This is a genomic window from Klebsiella sp. F11, assembly GCF_056712265.1.
This window is the reverse complement of record NZ_CM160060.1, coordinates 3,910,559-3,928,295: the sequence shown is the minus strand read 5'-3', so window position 1 is coordinate 3,928,295 and position 17,737 is coordinate 3,910,559. Positions and strand designations below refer to the sequence as shown.

Here is a 17,737-nt window from a genome sequence, read left to right as displayed (position 1 = left end):
GTCGGATAACCTCTTCCAACGGTGCATGTGCCAGAGCCCGCTTGCGCTCCGCGCTCTATGATTAAAAGCTTCACATCAATAAGTTACATCAGCATGGAATACTGATTAGAGGCGTGAAGATTGGTCTTAACAGTTAAAAATTGTAGTTCATGGCCTGTTTTTCGCTTCTTTATTGCGTATTTTAGCCTATTTTCAGGATTAATCTGTTGTCACTGTAAAATCACGTTTACACTTTTTGAACGAAGAGATAGATTGGAGGGATTGCATTTACATAGATAAGATGGCAGAGCTGGAAAGAACATGAATTATCAGAACGACGATTTACGCATTAAAGAGATCAACGAATTACTTCCTCCCGTTGCGCTCCTCGAAAAGTTCCCCGCGACCGAAAATGCTGCTAATACCGTGGCGCATGCTCGTAAAGCGATCCACCAGATCCTCAAGGGCAACGACGATCGCCTGCTGGTTGTGATTGGGCCCTGCTCAATTCACGATACCGCAGCGGCGAAAGAGTACGCTGAGCGCCTGTTGACGCTGCGAGAAGAGCTGAAAGGCGAGCTGGAAGTGGTAATGCGCGTCTATTTTGAGAAGCCGCGCACCACCGTCGGCTGGAAGGGGCTGATCAACGATCCGCATATGGATAATAGCTTCCGCATCAACGACGGCCTGCGCATTGCGCGTAAGCTGCTGCTGGAGATTAACGACAGCGGGCTGCCGGCGGCGGGCGAATTCCTTGATATGATCACCCCTCAGTACGTGGCTGACCTGATGAGCTGGGGCGCAATCGGCGCGCGCACCACCGAATCTCAGGTGCACCGCGAGCTCTCCTCAGGCCTCTCCTGCCCGGTTGGCTTTAAAAACGGCACCGACGGAACGATTAAAGTCGCGATTGATGCGATTAACGCCGCCGGCGCGCCGCACTGCTTCCTGTCGGTGACCAAGTGGGGCCATTCGGCGATTGTGAACACCAGCGGCAACAGCGACTGCCATATCATCCTGCGCGGGGGCAAAGAGCCGAACTACAGCGCGAAGCACGTTGCTGAAGTGAAGGTGGGGCTGGCGAAAGCCGGTCTGCCGGCGCAGATCATGATTGATTTCAGCCACGCCAACTCCAGCAAGCAGTTCAAAAGACAAATGGACGTGGGCAGCGACGTTTGCCGGCAGATTGCCGGCGGCGAGCAGGCGATCATGGGCGTGATGATTGAAAGCCATCTGGTGGAAGGCAACCAAAGCCTGGAGAGCGGAGAGCCGCTGACCTATGGTAAGAGCGTCACCGATGCCTGCATTGGCTGGGAAGACACGGATACCATCCTGCGCCAGCTGGCGGATGCGGTGAAAGCCCGCCGCGGCTAGCGCTGCTCATCGCCCGGTCGGGCGTTGCGAGCCGGAATTAAGGCAATAAAAAAGCGTGGAGCAATCCACGCTTTTTTTTATACCGGCGAAAATTACTTCGCTTTACCCTGGTTCGCTACCGCCGCCGCTTTGGCCGCGATTTCATCAGCGTTGCCCAGATAGTAATGTTTGATCGGCTTAAAGTTTTCGTCGAACTCATAAACCAGCGGTACGCCGGTCGGGATATTCAGTTCGAGGATCTCTTCTTCACCCATATTGTCGAGGTACTTCACCAGCGCGCGCAGGGAGTTACCGTGAGCGGCAATAATGACGCGCTCACCGCTTTTCAGACGCGGCAGAATGGTTTCGTTCCAGTAAGGCACCACGCGCTCGATGGTCAGCGCCAGGCTTTCAGTGACCGGCAGCTCGGCATCGGTCAGCTTCGCGTAGCGCGGATCGTGGCCCGGGAAGCGCTCGTCGTCTTTGGTCAGCTCCGGCGGCGTGATGGCAAAGCCGCGGCGCCACTGCTTAACCTGCTCGTCACCGTATTTTTCAGCGGTTTCGGCTTTGTTCAGACCCTGCAGAGCGCCGTAGTGGCGTTCGTTCAGTTTCCAGGATTTCTCAACCGGCAGCCAGGCTTGATCCAGTTCGTCCAGCACGTTCCACAGGGTATGGATGGCACGTTTCAGCACAGAGGTATAAGCAAAATCGAAGCTGAAGCCTTCCTCTTTCAGCAGTTTACCTGCCGCTTTTGCTTCACCCACGCCTTTCTCGGACAGATCGACATCATACCAACCGGTGAAACGGTTTTCGTTGTTCCATTGGCTTTCGCCGTGACGGACCAGTACCAGCTTAGTTACAGCCATTCTCTCACTCCTCAATACAACACGCCGTCCTTCGCGCTGTGGCTCAGCGGCCGCCTGCATTTACCCGGTGAACAGCGTTCGCGGGAGTCGCTCTGCGGCCGAATCGATACAACCCGAATGCTGCGGTGTATGCGTTTATTGATTGATAACTATTCTCATTATATTGCCGTGATTTACCTCACGGCAACGCTTATCCCTAACCATAGCGAAAATAGTGGCTCAGTGTAAGGTGCTTGTAAATCCGCGGTTATATTTTTGTCGGCAGGTGGCGTAATTTACGCCAAAGCGGCGAAAAAAAGCCCTCCATCGGGAGGGCGGGGGCATTATCTGGCGATGAACTGGTACTCCGTCAGGCTGACGTACTCCTCGCCCGGGCGCAATACGCAATCCGGCTGCGGCCAGTGCGGATGGTTTGGCGAGTCGGGCAGGAATTCGCTCTCCAGCGCCAGGCCCTGCCAGGCCGCGTAGTCATGTTCCGTGCGCGACGGCGTGCCGTCGAGGTAGTTGCCGGAATAGAACTGCAGCGCCGGGGCGGAGGTATACACCGTCATCTGCAGCTTTTCATCCTGCGACCAGAGGTGGGCCGCAGGCCGGCCGGCGTCGCCCTGCGCCTGCAGCAGGAACGCATGATCGTAGCCTTTCACCTTGCGCTGATCGTCATCGCTCAGGAAGCGCTCCGCCAGCACCCGAGGCTCGCGGAAGTCAAAGCTGGTTGCGGTAACGTCGCGCAGATCGCCGCCCGGTATTCCGTCGCTCTCAACCGGCAGATAGCGGTCGGCGAAGAGCTGCAGCCGGTGCTGGCGAACGTCGGTCTGCTGGCCATCGAGGTTGAAGTAGACGTGGTTGGTCAGGTTCACCGGGCAGGGCCGATCGACGGTGGCGCGATATTCAATGGCGATACGGTTATCGTCGGTCAGGCGATAGTGCGCCGTAGCCCGTAGATTCCCGGGGAAGCCCTGGTCACCGTCGGCGGAAGCGAGGGAAAACAGCGCCTGACGCTCGTCGGCGCTGACTATCTGCCAGCGGCGCTTATCAAATCCGTCCGGTCCGCCGTGCAGCTGGTGGCCGGCGTCGGTGGACGGCGCCAGGTTGACGGTATGGCCGTCGAGAACAAACCGACTGTTGGCGATGCGATTGGCATAGCGGCCGACCGAGGCGCCGAAATAGGCCGCCTGGCGGGTATACTGTTCCGGCGAGGCGCAGCCGAGCAGAGCCTCGCGGACGCTGCCGTCGGCCAGAGTGACCCGGGCGGAGAGCAGGGTCGCGCCCCAGTCCATCAGCGTCACCACCATCCCGGCGTCGTTGCGCAGGGTAATAAGCCGCCACGGCTGGCCGTCGGGCGCGCGTTCTGTTGTTTGAGTTAGCACTGGCCGGCTCCCTGGGAAGGTTTGCAAACGTAGAAGGTCTCTTTGATTCCGGTTTTCGCTTCATACTGCGCGGCAACGGCCTGCTGAACCGGCGTGACGAGTTCTTCCGGCACCAGCGCCACGACGCAGCCGCCGAAGCCGCCGCCGGTCATGCGCACGCCGCCTTTGTCGCCGATGGTGGCTTTGACGATCTCAACCAGAGCGTCGATTTGCGGAACGGTGATTTCAAAATCATCGCGCATCGAGGCGTGGGATTCGGCCATCAGCTCGCCCATCCGCTTCAGGTCGCCTTTTTCCAGCGCGGTTGCCGCTTCGACGGTGCGGGCGTTTTCGGTCAGCACGTGCCGAACGCGCTGCGCAACGATCGGATCCAGCTCGGCGGCCACGGCGTTGAACTCGGCAAGGGTCACGTCACGCAGCGCCGGCTGCTGGAAGAAGCGCGCGCCGGTTTCGCACTGTTCGCGGCGGGTATTGTATTCGCTGCCGACCAGGGTGCGTTTAAAGTTACTGTTGATGATCACCACCGCCACGCCTTTCGGCATCGAGACGGCCCTGGTGCCCAGGGTGCGGCAGTCAATCAGCAGGGCGTGATCCTTCTTGCCGAGGGCGGAGATCAGCTGGTCCATAATGCCGCAGTTGCAGCCGACGAACTGGTTTTCCGCCTCCTGACCGTTTAGCGCGATTTGCGCGCCGTCCAGCGGCAGATGGTAGAGCTGCTGGAATACGGTACCGACGGCTACCTCCAGCGAAGCGGAGGAGCTTAAGCCTGCGCCCTGCGGAACGTCGCCGCTAATGACCAGATCCGCGCCGCCGAAATGGCTGTTGCGCTTCTGCAGATGCTTCACCACCCCGCGCACGTAGTTGGACCACTGCTGGCTATCGTGGCTGACAATTTTTTCATCCAGCGAGAACTCGTCGGACTGATTTTCATAATCGGCGGCAATTACGCGTACTCTGCGGTCCGCGCGCGGCGCGCAGCTGATAACCGTTTGATAATCAATGGCGCAGGGCAGCACGAAACCGTCGTTATAATCGGTATGTTCGCCGATCAAATTAACGCGGCCCGGAGCCTGAATGGTGTGGCTGGCAGGGTAGCCAAATTTCTCAGCAAACAGGGCTTGGGTTTTCTCTTTCAGACTCATTGTTATTCTCCGGATTCGCGAAAATGAACGTCGCTGACCGCGCGCAGACGCTCGGCGGCCTGCTCAGCCGTCAGGTCACGCTGGGTTTCGGCCAGCATTTCGTAGCCGACCATAAATTTGCGTACCGTCGCGGAACGCAGCAGCGGCGGATAAAAGTGGGCGTGTAGCTGCCAGTGATTATTCTCTTCACCGTTAAACGGCGCGCCGTGCCAGCCCATCGAGTAGGGGAACGAGCACTGGAACAGGTTGTCGTAGCGGCTGGTCAGCTTTTTCAGCGCCAGCGCAAGGTCGCTGCGCTGCGCTGCGGTTAAATCGGTCAGACGCAGGATGTGCGCTTTCGGCAGCAGCAGGGTCTCAAACGGCCAGGCCGCCCAGTAGGGAACGACCGCCAGCCAGTGTTCAGTCTCGACCACCGTGCGGCTGCCGTCGGCGAGCTCGCGCCGGGCGTAATCCACCAGCATCGGCGAACCCTGGTCGGCGAAATAGGCTTTCTGCAGGCGATCTTCTCGTTCGGCTTCGTTCGGCAGGAAGCTGTTGGCCCAGACCTGGCCGTGCGGGTGCGGGTTGGAGCAGCCCATCGCGGCGCCTTTATTCTCAAACACCTGCACCCACGGATAGCGCTGGCCGAGATCGGCCGTCTGTTCCTGCCACGCTTTAACCACGCCGTCCAGGGCTTCAACGCTCAGCTCAGGCAGCGTTTTGCTGTGGTCTGGCGAGAAGCAGATGACCCGGCTGGTCCCGCGAGCGCTTTGACAGCGCATCAAGGGATCGTCGCTTTCCGGCGCGTCCGGAGTATCGGTCATCAATGCCGCAAAGTCGTTCGTAAACACGTACGTGCCGGTGTAGTTCGGGTTGGTATCGCCGGTGACGCGGGTGTTACCCGGGCACAGGAAACAGTCCGGATCGTGCGCCGGCAGGGTCAGCTTTGCCGGCGTCTCCTGCGCCCCCTGCCAGGGGCGCTTTGCGCGATGCGGGGAAACCAAAATCCACTGCCCGGTTAACGGGTTATAGCGACGGTGCGGATGGTCGACGGGGTTAAATACGCTCATGACGGTTCCTTAGTCTGGGTAACCCTGCGGATGACGGGACTGCCAGTGCCAGGTGTCCTGCGCCATCTCATCAAGGTTGCGCGTGACGCGCCAGTTCAGTTCACGGTCGGCCTTTTCGGCATCAGCCCAGTAGGCCGGGAGATCGCCTTCACGGCGCGGCGCGAAGTGGTAGTTAATCGGTTTGCCGCAGGCTTTGCTGAAGGCGTTAATGACGTCGAGGACGCTGCTGCCAACGCCTGCGCCAAGGTTGTAAACGTGCACGCCCGACTTACCGGCCAGTTTTTCCATCGCCGCAACGTGGCCGTCCGCGAGGTCCATGACGTGAATATAGTCGCGCACGCCGGTGCCGTCTTCGGTCGGGTAATCGTTACCGAATACCGCCAGCGACTCGCGGCGACCCACCGCCACCTGCGCAATGTACGGCATCAGGTTGTTAGGGATGCCCTGCGGGTCTTCGCCCATATCGCCGGACTGGTGGGCGCCAACCGGGTTGAAGTAGCGCAGCAGCGCGATGCTCCACTCCGGCTGGGCTTTCTGCAGGTCGGTAAGAATTTGCTCGACCATCAGCTTGCTTTTGCCATACGGGCTTTGCGGCGTGCCGGTCGGGAAGCTTTCAACGTAAGGGATCTTTGGCTGATCGCCGTAGACGGTAGCGGAGGAGCTGAAAATAAAGTTTTTGACGCCGGCGGCGCGCATGGCGGAAACTAATTTTAATGTGCCGGTCACATTATTGTCGTAGTATTCCAGCGGTTTGGCGACGGATTCGCCGACGGCCTTCAGCCCGGCAAAGTGGATCACCGCCTCAATGGCGTGATCGTGCAGGATCTCGGTCATCAGCGCTTCATTGCGGATATCGCCTTCAACAAAGGTCGCTTTTTTCCCGCCAAGGCGCTCAATCACCGGCAGCACGCTGCGCTTACTGTTGCAGAGGTTGTCGAGAATAATCACCTCGTGTCCCTGCAGCAGCAGCTGTACGCAGGTATGACTTCCAATGTAACCGCTACCACCTGTAACCAATACTTTCATGACTCGCTCCAATAGGCTTATCGTATGTGAAGACGATAGCATATCAAAGAACGAAAAAGTGTGACACAGACCAAATTGGTGGTATCGCTTACACCAAAATACATAAACGCGATATTTAAATAAATACTGTTTTAAAACATGGTGTTAATGGTTTCTTGTCAACCTTATCTGAAAAAATACAGGGATCCGCAGACCCCTGGGTTGGCTTATTTTGCCAGCGGACCGATCCGATAAGTGTAACCGTCTCCACTCGGAATAAATTCCAGACGGTGGGTGATGCAGTCCGGGGCGTCCTCGGCGTGGTGGGAAACAAACAGCAGCTGGGTGGCCCCTTCGCTAATCAGCACGTCAACAAAGCGGCGCACCAGCTGGCGGTTGAGAGGGTCGAGCCCCTGCAGCGGCTCGTCAAGGATCAGCAGCGTCGGGTGTTTCACCAGCGCGCGGACAATCAGCGCCAGGCGCTGCTGGCCCCACGACAGACTGTGGAACGGGGCGTCGGCGGTTCGGCCGTCGATACCCAGAATCTCCAGCCAGGTCTGCACCAGCTTGCGCTGCTTATCGGAAACGGCCTGATAGATGCCGATCGAGTCGAAATAGCCCGACAGAATAACGTTGCGCACGGTGGTGCTGACGCGATACTCCAGGTGCAGGCTGCTGCTGACGTAGCCGATATGCTTTTTGATATCCCAGATGGTTTCGCCGCTGCCGCGACGGCGGCCAAAAAGGGTCAGCTCGTTGCTGTATCCCTGGGGATGATCGCCGGTTATCAGGCTGAGCAGCGTCGATTTCCCGGCGCCGTTGGGCCCGACTATCTGCCAGTGCTCGCCGGGATTGACCTGCCAGCTAAGGTGATTGAGGATTGGCCGATCGTTGTATGACACCACCCCGTCGTTGAGGATAATGAGCGGCGTATCGGCGACCAAAGAGTGGCGGGCGGCGGGGGCATCCGGCTCCGGCAGCGCGATCCCGTCAAGCCGCTCGCTGTGGGCCAGCTGGGCGATTAGCGCCTGCTGCAGTAGCGCCTGTGTCTCCCCGATTTCGCTTAACGTACAGTCCGCCAGCACGCCGGCAAACTGCACGAAGTCGGGAATTTCGTCGAACCGGTTGAGCACCAGCACGAGGGTAATACCTTCTCCGTTCAGGGCGGCCAGCAGTTCGGCCAGCTGGCGGCGGGAGGCCACGTCAAGGCCGTCGAAAGGCTCATCAAGGATCAGTAAATCCGGTTTGGCCATCAGCGCCTGGCACAGCAGCGTTTTGCGCGTCTCGCCGGTGGAGAGATATTTAAACCGGCGCTGCAGCAGGCCGGAAATGCCAAACAGTTCGGCAAGATGCGCGCAGCGGGCGGCATCTTTGTACTCCTCCTGGATTATCTCATGGGTAAAGCGGCCGGTATCCTCTTCGCCCGGACTGAGTAGATCGGTGTTGTTGCGCTGCCACTCGTCGCTGACCAGCTTCTGTAGCTGTTCAAAGGAGAGGCGGGTGATGCGGGTAAAATCGCTTTCACGCTCGCCGGAGAGCAGGGTGAGTTCGCCGGATAGCGCGCGGGCCAGCGCGGATTTACCGCTGCCGTTGCTACCGACGAATGCCCAGCTTTCGCCGGAGCCAACGGTGAGGCGTTCAATATTTAGCGTTTTTGTGTCGCTCAGGCGGAACGTGCCTTGCGATATTTGCAATGATGACATTGTGTATCCCACTTTTTGCAGCAAAGTGCTTCAGGGATACGTCTTCAGGCGGATAATGTCAATCCCGTCAGCACAAGGTGGCAAGAATGATGCGATCGGCATTAAAATAGGCGAGCGCCTCGGCGCCTTCAGCCAGTCCTTCCGTCTGCTCGCGCGGCAGAGTCGCGCAGAGGGTCTGACCATCCGGCAGCGTCATCAACACTTCGCACTGCTCCGGCCCGTATTCGATATGGCCGATCCTTCCTGCCAGCTGATTGTCCGCTTTTGCGGCCACCGCCGGGTCCAGGGTAATACCGACCCACGGCGCTTTGAGTAAAACCAGCACTTCCTGGCCTTCATCGAGGCCGAGTCGTTCGGCGCTTTGGGCGGTGATCGCGACTTTAAAACGAGTCTGACCGTTGGCCAGCAAAACCTCAACGTGCTGCTGCACCTGCTGATGGTCGCGGCCGGTGATGGTGCCAAACCACTGGTTGCGGGCGCTGGTTTGCAGGGAGAAGCGGGAGATGGCGGCGAGCAGGCTGTCGAGGGGCAGCGCGTCGTCGTCGCTCAGCACATCAAAAGCCTTCTGTTGAATCTGCGCCAGCAGATCGTAAAGCTGAATCAGCCGCTGGCCGTAGCGGGTCAGCACCGCGCCGCCGCCGCCCTTACCGCCGGTGGCGCGGTCAACCAGCGTCTGCTCGCTGAGCTGATTCATTTCGTTAATGGCATCCCACGCGCTTTTATAGCTGATGCCGGCATTTTTCGCGCCCTGGCTAATTGAACCCGTCTGATCAATCTGTTTCAGCAGGGAGATGCGGCGAGGGTCGGCGAACAGGCGCTGCTGTAATTTCAGGGTAAGAAGAATTTCGGCCTGCATAATAATATCCTGGCAAAAAGGGTATTGTGACCGATAGCGAGCATCTTGCAAGATAGATCTATGACTCTGGTCGGCGAGGCATCGCACAAATGGGGCGTGTTTTTCCTGCTGAAACGGTTACAATTAAGCATTCGTACTTTCTGGAGCCCACTATGTTAGAGCTATTGAAAAGCCTGGTTTTTGCCGTGGTCATGGTCCCGGTGGTGATGGCCGTCATCCTCGGTCTGATTTACGGCCTGGGCGAAGTGTTCAACATCTTCTCCGGCGTCGGTCACAGAGATCGCGGCCAGCAAAAAAACTGATTACCTGACGCCCGGTTTCTCCGGGCGTTTTTTTATCCCTTCCTTTTGATCCTCATCTGGTTACCACCAATTCGCGCTGGGAAAACCCCAATCTTGTCGTTATATTAGCCCGTACATAACGTACGCACAGGAGTTTCAGATGGCACGTCAATGGTTACGTCTTTTTGTTGGAGCAACGCTAACGCTCTCCGTTGCTGGACACGCGCTGGCAGAAGAGGGAAAGATAACGGTCTTCGCGGCGGCTTCCTTAACCAACGCGATGCAGGATATCGCGAAGGCCTATAAGCAGGAGAAAAAGGTGGACGTGGTCTCGTCCTTTGCCTCCTCTTCAACGCTGGCGCGGCAAATTGAAGCGGGCGCGCCTGCTGACCTGTTTATCTCCGCGGACCAGAAGTGGATGGATTACGCGGTCGAGAAAAAAGCGATTGATACCGCCACGCGCGCAACGCTGCTGGGAAATAGCCTGGTGGTCGTTGCGCCGAAGGCCAGCGCGCAGGGCGACATTACCATCAGCAGCAAGACCGACTGGACCAGCCTGCTGAAGGGCGGTCGTCTGGCGGTGGGCGATCCGGAACATGTGCCGGCCGGGATTTATGCGAAAGAAGCGCTGCAGAAGCTGGGCGCGTGGGATACCCTGTCAGCGAAGCTGGCTCCGGCAGAAGACGTGCGCGGCGCGCTGGCATTAGTTGAACGCGACGAAGCGCCGCTGGGCATTGTTTACGGATCCGATGCGGTTGCCAGCAAAGGCGTTAAAGTGGTCGGTACCTTCCCGGAAGATTCGCATAAGAAAGTTGAGTATCCGCTGGCTATCGTCGATGGGCATAAAAATGCGACCGTTAGCGCATTCTATGACTATCTGAAAGGGCCTGAGGCATCGGCTATCTTCAAACAATACGGATTTACCACGCGCCAATGATTTTAAGCGATCCCGAATGGCAGGCGGTGCTGCTGAGCCTCAAAGTGTCATCCCTGGCGGTGGTATTTAGCTTACCTTTTGGGATCTTTTTTTCATGGCTGTTGGTCCGGCGCAGCTTCCCCGGAAAAGCGCTGCTCGACAGCCTTCTCCACCTGCCGCTGGTGCTGCCGCCGGTGGTGGTGGGGTACTTGCTGCTGGTGGCGATGGGCAGGCGCGGTTTTATCGGCAGCTGGCTGTACGACTGGTTTGGCCTGACGTTTGCCTTTAGCTGGCGCGGCGCGGTGCTGGCGGCGGCGGTGATGTCGTTTCCGCTGATGGTGCGGGCGATTCGCCTGGCGCTTGAAGGGGTCGATATCAAGCTGGAGCAGGCGGCGCGCACCCTTGGCGCCGGGCGCTGGCGGGTGTTCTTTACCATCACCCTGCCGCTGACGCTGCCGGGCATTATTGTCGGCACCGTGCTGGCCTTCGCCCGCTCGCTGGGCGAGTTTGGCGCGACCATTACCTTCGTTTCCAATATCCCCGGCGAAACGCGCACCATCCCCTCCGCGATGTATACCCTGATTCAAACGCCGGGCGGCGAGGGCGCCGCCGCGCGTTTATGCTTAATTTCCATCGTGCTGGCGCTGATCTCGCTGCTGGTTTCCGAATGGCTGGCCCGCCTCAGCCGCGCGCGGATGGGTAAATAACGATGCTGGAACTCGATTTTACCCAGACGCTGGGAACCCACTGCCTGAGCATTCAGGAGACGCTGCCCGCCAGCGGTATTACCGCGGTATTTGGCGTCTCCGGCGCCGGTAAAACCTCGCTTATCAACGCCATCAGCGGCCTCACCCGGCCGCAGAAAGGGCGGATCGTACTCAACGGCAGGGTGCTGAACGATGTCGAAAAGCGCATCTGCCTGGCGCCGGAAAAGCGGCGCATTGGCTACGTTTTCCAGGACGCCCGCCTGTTTCCGCACTACAAAGTGCGCGGCAATTTGCAGTACGGCATGGCGAAGAGTATGGCCGGCCAGTTCGATAAGCTGGTGGCGCTGCTGGGGATTGAGCCGCTGCTCGATCGTCTGCCCGGCGGGCTCTCCGGCGGCGAGAAGCAGCGGGTGGCCATCGGACGGGCGCTGCTGACCGCTCCCGAGCTGCTGCTGCTCGACGAGCCGCTGGCCTCGCTGGATATTCCGCGCAAGCGCGAGCTGTTGCCCTATCTGCAGCGGCTGGCGCGCGAAATCAATATCCCGATGCTGTACGTCAGCCATTCGCTGGATGAGATCCAGCACCTGGCGGATAAAGTGCTGGTGCTGGAAAACGGCAGCGTGAAGGCGTTCGGCGATCTCGAAGAGGTATGGAGCAGCAGCGTGATGCACCCGTGGCTGCCGCAGGAGCAGCAGAGCACGATCCTGAAGGTTGCGGTTGCCGCCCGGCATCCGCAGTATGCGATGACCGAACTGGCCCTCGGCGAGCAGCGGCTGTGGGTCAACCAGCTCGACCGTCCGCCGGGCGAGTCGGCGCGCATTCGCATTCAGGCCTCCGACGTGTCGCTGGTGCTGGAACGTCCGCAGCGGACCAGTATTCGCAATATTTTGCGCGCGCAGGTGGTGCAGTGTATTGAAACCAACGGGCAGATTGAGGTGCAGCTGGAGGTCAGCGGCCGCACGCTGTGGGCGCGCATCAGCCCGTGGGCCAGGGATGACCTGGGGGTTACGCCCGGCCAGTGGCTGTATGCGCAAATCAAGAGCGTGTCGATTAGCGCCTGATCACAACAGGTTGCGGTTGATAAAGTCGGCTATGCTGCTGCTTTCGTTCTCGCCAATCACCACGTTCGCGCGGGCTTTGACTTCATCAACCGCGTTACCCATCGCCACGCCGGTACCGGCGGCTTCCAGCATGCTGAGGTCGTTATAGTTGTCGCCGAAGGCCACCACGTCCTGCATCGACAGCCCCTGGGCCTCAACCCACTGCGCCAGGCGCTTGCCTTTGCTGTTGCCGGCGCGGGCGATATCGACCTGATCGTGCCACGACCACTCGCACTCCAGCCCCAGCGTCTGGCCGACGTGCTGCGCGAACTGCTGCAGTTTAGGAATATTTTCATCGGTGAGGGCAAACTTCCACACCGCCTTCACCTCGCGCGCCGCCTGCGCCAGGGAGTCCACCAGGGTGAAGACCGGGCGCTGTTCCGGCGGCAGCGACTCCGCCCAGCGGGCGGTACGGATGACGTGCCCGGTTGGGTGCTCGTAGAGCATGGCGTCGTCGACGTACATCAGGCCGTGCACATCGTGCTCAGCCAGCATGTCGGTGAGGCTCAGCGCCTTATCGACCGCCATCGGATCGGCCTGCAGAACCTTTTTTGCCTGATAATCATACAAATAAGTGCCATTACAACAAATTGCAGGTGTATCCAGAGCCAGTGCCTGATAAAAAGGATGGATCGCGACGTGATGTCGACCCGTGACGACGATCACCTGGTAGCCTGCCGCGCGGGCGCGCGCCAGCGCCTCAAGCGAGGCGGGCAGGATGGTCTTGCTGGAGGTCAATAAGGTGCCGTCTAAATCCAGGGCAATCACGCGTGAGGTCATCTGTTGTTTCCGGTTAATGGTGAAAAGTTAGCAGGCCATGATGGTACACCGCTGCGCCTCAGGGGCAAATTTTTCAGCATCTACCGTTAAAAGAGTCTATACATTGCATCGAAGAAGCAGCTTGCTGAATGAAATGTATAAGTTTTCCATGTGCAGTGAGGAAAGGAGCAGTCATGAAACAAACCGTTTATACCGCCAGCCCGGAAAGCCAGCAGATTCACGTCTGGAGTCTGGATGTTGCGGGAAATTTGACCCTGGTACAGGTTGTTGACGCCCCGGGTCAGGTGCAGCCGATGGTGGTTAGCCCGAATAAAGAGTATCTCTACGTCGGCGTGCGTCCGGAGTTTCGCGTACTGGCCTACCGCATTGCGCCAGATAACGGGGCGCTGACCTTCGCCGGCGAAGCCGCGCTGCCGGGAAGCCCGACGCATATTTCTACCGACCGCCTGGGCCGCTTTGTGTTCAGCGCCTCCTACAACTCGGGCTGCGTTAGCGTCACGCCGCTGACCGACGGCCTGCCGGGTGAAACGGTGGCGGTGGTTGAAGGGCTGGAAGGTTGCCACTCGGCCAACATTGCCCCGGATAACCGCACGCTGTGGGTGCCGGCGCTGAAGCAGGATCGCATCTGCCTGTTTACCCTCAGCGATGACGGCTTCCTTGCGGCGCAGGAACCGGCGGAAATCACCACCGTTGAAGGCGCGGGCCCGCGCCATATGGTGTTCCATCCGAACCAGCAGTACGGCTACTGCGTGAACGAACTGAACAGCTCCGTTGACGTCTGGGAGCTGAAGGACCCGCACGGCAAGATTGAGTGCGTGCAGACCCTGGATATGATGCCTGCCGACTTTACCGGTGTGCGCTGGGCGGCGGATATCCACCTGACCGCCGACGGCCGTCACCTGTACGCCTGCGATCGTACCGCCAGCATTATCACCATCTTCAGCGTCTCCGAAGACGGCAGCGTGCTGGCGATTGAGGGCTACCAGCCGACCGAGGCCCAGCCGCGCGGCTTTAACCTCGATCACAGCGGCAAATATCTGATTGCCGCCGGGCAGAAATCGCACCACGTCGCGGTGTATGAGATTAGCGGCGAGCAGGGCCTGCTGCAGGAGAAAGGGCGCTATGCCGTCGGCCAGGGGCCGATGTGGGTGGTGGTTAACGCTCACTAAGCCGCCCGGCTGACAAAACCTCGCCTCGGCGAGGTTTTTTTATGCGCTGAGCGGGGCGCAGACCGCCCGGTTAGGGCGGCGTGGCGCTTATGATAGCGCCGCCTGCAGCGTGCGGGCGCTGTTTTGCAGCTGCGCGTCAGGGTTGCGGCCAATTAATACAAACTGATATCCCCGATCGCGCCACCAGGCGAGATTCATCCCGTGGCGCTGCTCGCGGCTAATCTCCGCGCTACCCGGCTGGCGCAGCGGGGAGATGCACAGCGCCATAGGACCATACTCGACGTGCATCCAGGCGATCTGCGCTATCGAGGTGCTGTCGTAGCGCAGCATGCGGACCATCTTAAGCTCCGCGCCCTGCAGCCTGAGCTGATGCGCATTGAGATGCAGGCCAAGATCCTCGGCGGTGCGCGCCAGGCCGCGCTGTAGCAGCGGCGGCGAGCTGTCGAGATCGAGCAGCGTTTCGGTGCTGTAGAGCGACATGTAGCGGGCCTCAAGATCGCGGATGTTTTCATTTTCGTCCGGCTCGTGCTCCGCGGGGCGCGCCAGATAGCCGAATCCACCACCTATCAGCAAAAAGCTCAGCGAGGCGGCAATCATGGAGCGACGGCTAAACGACGGCCGCGGCGCAGGCGCGCGGCTATCATCGGCCTTCGCCAGCTGCGCTTCCAGCCTCGCCTGCATCCGCTCCAGCGGTGCCTCATCGAGTAACGGCGCAAAGGCCTGGCGATAGTTCTGATTGCTGCTCATCAGCCCGGCGGTGCGGGCGGCAAGCTCCCCGTCGCTCTTCAACGCGGCCTCGAAGCGGCGGGCGTCGGCGTCGCTCATCTCACCATCCAGCCAGGCAACGATGGCCTCATCGCTATAGGGTGGCGTAAAACTTAATGATTTCAAGAGCGTTTCTCCTTCGCAGAGGGCGGGGTGGCTATCGATTTTGCCAGCGTCAGTCTTGCCGCCGCCAGCCGGCTCATTATGGTACCCACCGGCACCGACAGGGTGTCAGCCGCCTCCTGATAGGTAAAGCCTTCGACGTACACCAAAAATACGGCATTGCGCTGGGCTTCCGCCAGCGCGCCCACGCGCCGCATAATCTGCCGGTACTGTAGGCTATCTTCCGCCATTTCACGAGAGTCCGGCGCAACCAGCTCCTCGCTGTCGACGAATCCTTGCCCCATCCGCACGTGGCGCGCACGCAGCTCTGAAATCCAGATTGAGTGGAGAATAGAAAACAGCCATCTGTCGATGCGCGTGCCCGGCGTATACTGCGCGCTCTTTTCGAGCGCCCGTACGCAGGTGGACTGTACCAGCTCCTCGGCGACGTCGCGGCTGCGCGACAGAACCAGCCCGTAGCGCCAAAGGCGGGCCAGATGTGCGGCAAGCTGTAAGCGAACTTCACTGGTTGTGATTTTCTTATCCTCGTGACGATATTCAGGATTCAGGATGGCCGCTAATGGCCGCCTGCAAATCGCGATACTCCTCGCAGCCCTGGCCGCAGATCCCGGCAATCACCTTCAGCTGCGCCTTCGCCAGATCCGGACGACCTTTTATCATCCAGGCTTCACCCAGATACTCCCGCGCTTTGGCATAATTCGGCTCAAGCGCCAGCGAACGCTGATAATAGCCGATACCTTCGTCGGTGCGCCCGAGCTTGCGGGTCGCATAGCCGCGGTAGTTCCAGGCCTCGGCCGTATTACCGTTTTTTAACGAATCCAGCAGGTTCAGCGCCGTCTGGTACTCGCCTTTTTTCGCCAGATGATAAGCGTAGTTGGTTTTATCCTGGTCGCTGAGGCTGCTGGTTATTTCCGCCACGCACTGTTTGGTGACGCTGTCGTAAACCTGCCCGCTCGGGCAGTCCGGCGTTTTACTCTCGGTACTATCATCGCCCATAGCAAAAGCCGGCGGCACGGATAAGAAAAGGAGCAGCGCCGGAACGGCCATGCGGCGCGAGGCGGGGCGTAGTGCGGATCTAAGTGCGTTCATTTTAGTCTCCATAGTGGGCGAATGCGCGACCGGACGTACGGCCGAACCGCGAGGGTTAAGCGTCGTTATGGTCTTTCATCGTGTAAACGCGCCAGCGGGAGTTTTTATTCGCCGACAAAGGGTCTTTTTTTGCGGGGGGGAAGTAAAAGGGGGGATGGCTCCCCCCCTTTGGCGTGGCGACGGTTACTGCTTAGGTTCAGCCACGATAAAGCTGCCTACGCCGCGGTTGTTGTACTCCCACATGCGGTTGAAGCCGCTGTCGTTCAGGTTACGCTGCGCAACGCCTTTTGCGTCTACCGCGCCGGTATCGCCGCTGAAGGCGCGGTTAGAGACCGCCGCGTCGGCCCACGGCTTAGCGACATTAAAGCCTTCGTTAATCACGCTATCGCGGATAACCACCTGACCGTTGGTGTTCCTGTCAACGTCGAGAGAGCGGCCCAGCTGCGCAAAGCCGTCGCCGGAAGCGGTGAAGCGGCTGTTGATGGCGAGGAAGCCGTAGGTAACGCTCTTCAGCGTCGCCGGCGCAAAGACGTAGCCCTCTTTCTGCGTACGGGAGTTCACCACGCGGAAATCGGTGTTATCGAATACTACGGCGCCGCGGCCGGCAACGATATCGACGTCGCCTTCAATGTAGCTGTTGCTGACCAGCGTACGGGTCTGGCGATCGTTTTGCAGGCGGTTCTGCACGCCGCTGTTGGTGACGAAGAAGGTGTTCTGGCGGCCTAAGATATTGACGTTGTTAAGCTGCACCTGGTCGCCGTCGCTGCGCAGCGCAACGGCCTGGTGGGTGCCGGCATCAACGCTATCGCCGAGGTTGTTGGCGATGGTCAGGTTCTGCAGCTGCAGGCCGTTATTCTGCGACCAGAAGACCGCCGAGCACATCACGCCGACGGTGGCCGCGCGCTTGCTCTGGCAGCTGTCGAACATATACCACGCCGGTTTGCCTGGCATATATTTTCCGCCCGGATTGACCAGGTGGCGCCAGCTGGTGACGTCCATTTCCGAATCGATCGCCTGGCTAATTTTCACATCCAGCGGCTTCTCGCCGGTGCCGTACAGGGTCAGCGCGCCGGGGGCGGCCGGGACGTACACGGTACCGCTATATTCACCCGGCATAATCGCAATGAACAGACGGCGATTGGAATGGCGGGTGATTGCCGCATCGACGGCGGCCTGAATCGTGGTATGGGTCACGCCTTGGGCGCCCGCAGGCCCGACGACGAAGTCAGGCTGGGCCGGCACGGCAATGGCCGCCGGCTTCCACGCCGCGGCGTTCGGATCCAGCGACTGGAAATAGCTCTCCGGCAGGAAATTCTTCGCTTCATCGGCGCTTAAAACCGGGCGCGAGGCGGTACCCGGCGCTGCCTGGGTCGAGGGTTGCTGATCGGCAGGAGTTGAGCTGCAGGCGGATAACGTCACGCCGAAGGCCAGCGCCAGCGTCAGTCGGGAAACTGAGAATGTGTTCATGTTGCTCCGGGCAAGAATCA

General features: G+C 59.5%; 18 protein-coding genes. 6 read left to right on the top strand and 12 right to left on the bottom strand.

Annotation, left to right across the window (positions count from 1 at the left end; genetic code table 11):
• The first annotated feature begins 300 nt into the window (after window positions 1-300).
• Complete coding sequence (aroG, locus tag AC1M2H_RS19415; protein ID WP_480148666.1) at window positions 301-1,353, top strand: 3-deoxy-7-phosphoheptulonate synthase AroG; 1,053 nt, start codon at window positions 301-303, stop codon at window positions 1,351-1,353.
• Window positions 1,354-1,445: 92 nt separating this feature from the next.
• Here aroG and gpmA read toward each other — a convergent pair whose 3' ends face one another.
• The 7 genes from gpmA to modE form a co-directional block, all read right to left on the bottom strand.
• A complete protein-coding gene (gene gpmA / locus AC1M2H_RS19410; RefSeq protein WP_041144652.1) occupies window positions 1,446-2,198 on the bottom strand; it encodes a 2,3-diphosphoglycerate-dependent phosphoglycerate mutase in 753 nt (250 codons plus the stop codon).
• Window positions 2,199-2,521: 323 nt separating this feature from the next.
• On the bottom strand, window positions 2,522-3,565 hold the full coding sequence (galM, locus tag AC1M2H_RS19405) for a galactose-1-epimerase (protein ID WP_480148665.1): 1,044 nt from the start codon (window positions 3,563-3,565) through the stop codon (window positions 2,522-2,524).
• Window positions 3,559-4,707, bottom strand: coding sequence for a galactokinase (gene galK / locus AC1M2H_RS19400; RefSeq protein WP_480148664.1), 1,149 nt, complete (start codon window positions 4,705-4,707; stop codon window positions 3,559-3,561). Before galK ends, galM begins: the two co-directional genes overlap by 7 nt.
• A 2-nt stretch (window positions 4,708-4,709) precedes the next feature.
• Window positions 4,710-5,756, bottom strand: a complete 1,047-nt coding sequence (gene galT / locus AC1M2H_RS19395) for a galactose-1-phosphate uridylyltransferase (protein ID WP_480148663.1) — start codon at window positions 5,754-5,756, stop codon at window positions 4,710-4,712.
• A 9-nt stretch (window positions 5,757-5,765) separates the two neighbouring features.
• A complete protein-coding gene (gene galE, locus AC1M2H_RS19390; RefSeq protein WP_095095203.1) occupies window positions 5,766-6,782 on the bottom strand; it encodes a UDP-glucose 4-epimerase GalE in 1,017 nt (338 codons plus the stop codon).
• A 206-nt stretch (window positions 6,783-6,988) separates the two neighbouring features.
• Window positions 6,989-8,464 (bottom strand): molybdate ABC transporter ATP-binding protein ModF, encoded by a 1,476-nt coding sequence (gene modF / locus AC1M2H_RS19385; protein WP_480148662.1) that lies wholly within the window; start codon window positions 8,462-8,464, stop codon window positions 6,989-6,991.
• A 67-nt stretch (window positions 8,465-8,531) separates the two neighbouring features.
• On the bottom strand, window positions 8,532-9,320 hold the full coding sequence (gene modE / locus AC1M2H_RS19380; RefSeq protein ID WP_480148661.1) for a molybdenum-dependent transcriptional regulator: 789 nt from the start codon (window positions 9,318-9,320) through the stop codon (window positions 8,532-8,534).
• Window positions 9,321-9,472: 152 nt separating this feature from the next.
• On the opposite strand from modE, the gene AC1M2H_RS19375 reads away from it, so the two are divergent.
• The 4 genes from AC1M2H_RS19375 to modC all read left to right on the top strand — a co-directional run bounded on the left by AC1M2H_RS19375 (window position 9,473) and on the right by modC (window position 12,285).
• Window positions 9,473-9,622: an AcrZ family multidrug efflux pump-associated protein gene (locus AC1M2H_RS19375; RefSeq protein WP_480148660.1), complete on the top strand. Its 150-nt coding sequence runs from the start codon at window positions 9,473-9,475 to the stop codon at window positions 9,620-9,622.
• Window positions 9,623-9,761: 139 nt separating this feature from the next.
• Window positions 9,762-10,538, top strand: a complete 777-nt coding sequence (gene modA / locus AC1M2H_RS19370) for a molybdate ABC transporter substrate-binding protein (RefSeq protein WP_283826737.1) — start codon at window positions 9,762-9,764, stop codon at window positions 10,536-10,538.
• Window positions 10,535-11,224 carry a molybdate ABC transporter permease subunit gene (gene modB / locus AC1M2H_RS19365; RefSeq protein WP_464414812.1) on the top strand — a complete coding sequence of 230 codons (690 nt, stop codon included), beginning with the start codon at window positions 10,535-10,537 and terminating at the stop codon, window positions 11,222-11,224. Before modA ends, modB begins: the two co-directional genes overlap by 4 nt.
• Before the next feature lie 2 nt (window positions 11,225-11,226).
• Window positions 11,227-12,285 carry a molybdenum ABC transporter ATP-binding protein ModC gene (modC, locus tag AC1M2H_RS19360; RefSeq protein WP_480148659.1) on the top strand — a complete coding sequence of 353 codons (1,059 nt, stop codon included), beginning with the start codon at window positions 11,227-11,229 and terminating at the stop codon, window positions 12,283-12,285.
• On the opposite strand, the gene AC1M2H_RS19355 is transcribed toward modC, so the two are convergent.
• A complete protein-coding gene (locus tag AC1M2H_RS19355) occupies window positions 12,286-13,104 on the bottom strand; it encodes a pyridoxal phosphatase (RefSeq protein WP_480148658.1) in 819 nt (272 codons plus the stop codon).
• Between the two features lie 173 nt (window positions 13,105-13,277).
• Between AC1M2H_RS19355 and pgl the strand changes: the two genes are divergently transcribed.
• Window positions 13,278-14,273, top strand: coding sequence for a 6-phosphogluconolactonase (gene pgl / locus AC1M2H_RS19350; protein ID WP_480148657.1), 996 nt, complete (start codon window positions 13,278-13,280; stop codon window positions 14,271-14,273).
• Window positions 14,274-14,360: 87 nt separating this feature from the next.
• Here pgl and AC1M2H_RS19345 read toward each other — a convergent pair whose 3' ends face one another.
• The 4 genes from AC1M2H_RS19345 to AC1M2H_RS19330 all read right to left on the bottom strand — a co-directional run bounded on the left by AC1M2H_RS19345 (window position 14,361) and on the right by AC1M2H_RS19330 (window position 17,717).
• Window positions 14,361-15,164 carry an anti-sigma factor family protein gene (locus tag AC1M2H_RS19345; protein WP_480148656.1) on the bottom strand — a complete coding sequence of 268 codons (804 nt, stop codon included), beginning with the start codon at window positions 15,162-15,164 and terminating at the stop codon, window positions 14,361-14,363.
• Entirely contained in the window at window positions 15,161-15,736 is a 576-nt protein-coding gene (locus AC1M2H_RS19340; RefSeq protein WP_426815519.1) for an RNA polymerase sigma factor, read from the bottom strand. Before AC1M2H_RS19340 ends, AC1M2H_RS19345 begins: the two co-directional genes overlap by 4 nt.
• The gene (locus tag AC1M2H_RS19335) at window positions 15,699-16,250 is read right to left on the bottom strand and encodes a tetratricopeptide repeat protein (RefSeq protein ID WP_480148655.1); all 552 of its coding nucleotides are present in this window, start codon (window positions 16,248-16,250) and stop codon (window positions 15,699-15,701) included. The genes AC1M2H_RS19340 and AC1M2H_RS19335 overlap by 38 nt, the downstream gene beginning before the upstream one ends.
• Window positions 16,251-16,433: 183 nt before the next feature.
• Entirely contained in the window at window positions 16,434-17,717 is a 1,284-nt protein-coding gene (locus AC1M2H_RS19330; RefSeq protein ID WP_480148654.1) for a putative acyl-CoA thioester hydrolase, read from the bottom strand.
• Window positions 17,718-17,737: the final 20 nt, after the last annotated feature.

Excerpts from the sequence above, each read along its gene's own strand:
- aroG (WP_480148666.1), top strand. The coding sequence starts at position 301 with ATGAATTATCAGAACGACGATTTACGCATTAAAGAGATCAACGAATTA.
- gpmA (WP_041144652.1), bottom strand. The coding sequence starts at position 2,198 with ATGGCTGTAACTAAGCTGGTACTGGTCCGTCACGGCGAAAGCCAATGG.
- galK (WP_480148664.1), bottom strand. The coding sequence starts at position 4,707 with ATGAGTCTGAAAGAGAAAACCCAAGCCCTGTTTGCTGAGAAATTTGGC.
- galT (WP_480148663.1), bottom strand. The coding sequence starts at position 5,756 with ATGAGCGTATTTAACCCCGTCGACCATCCGCACCGTCGCTATAACCCG.
- galE (WP_095095203.1), bottom strand. The coding sequence starts at position 6,782 with ATGAAAGTATTGGTTACAGGTGGTAGCGGTTACATTGGAAGTCATACC.
- modF (WP_480148662.1), bottom strand. The coding sequence starts at position 8,464 with ATGTCATCATTGCAAATATCGCAAGGCACGTTCCGCCTGAGCGACACA.
- modE (WP_480148661.1), bottom strand. The coding sequence starts at position 9,320 with ATGCAGGCCGAAATTCTTCTTACCCTGAAATTACAGCAGCGCCTGTTC.
- AC1M2H_RS19375 (WP_480148660.1), top strand. The coding sequence starts at position 9,473 with ATGTTAGAGCTATTGAAAAGCCTGGTTTTTGCCGTGGTCATGGTCCCG.
- modA (WP_283826737.1), top strand. The coding sequence starts at position 9,762 with ATGGCACGTCAATGGTTACGTCTTTTTGTTGGAGCAACGCTAACGCTC.
- modB (WP_464414812.1), top strand. The coding sequence starts at position 10,535 with ATGATTTTAAGCGATCCCGAATGGCAGGCGGTGCTGCTGAGCCTCAAA.
- modC (WP_480148659.1), top strand. The coding sequence starts at position 11,227 with ATGCTGGAACTCGATTTTACCCAGACGCTGGGAACCCACTGCCTGAGC.
- AC1M2H_RS19355 (WP_480148658.1), bottom strand. The coding sequence starts at position 13,104 with ATGACCTCACGCGTGATTGCCCTGGATTTAGACGGCACCTTATTGACC.
- pgl (WP_480148657.1), top strand. The coding sequence starts at position 13,278 with ATGAAACAAACCGTTTATACCGCCAGCCCGGAAAGCCAGCAGATTCAC.
- AC1M2H_RS19335 (WP_480148655.1), bottom strand. The coding sequence starts at position 16,250 with ATGAACGCACTTAGATCCGCACTACGCCCCGCCTCGCGCCGCATGGCC.
- AC1M2H_RS19330 (WP_480148654.1), bottom strand. The coding sequence starts at position 17,717 with ATGAACACATTCTCAGTTTCCCGACTGACGCTGGCGCTGGCCTTCGGC.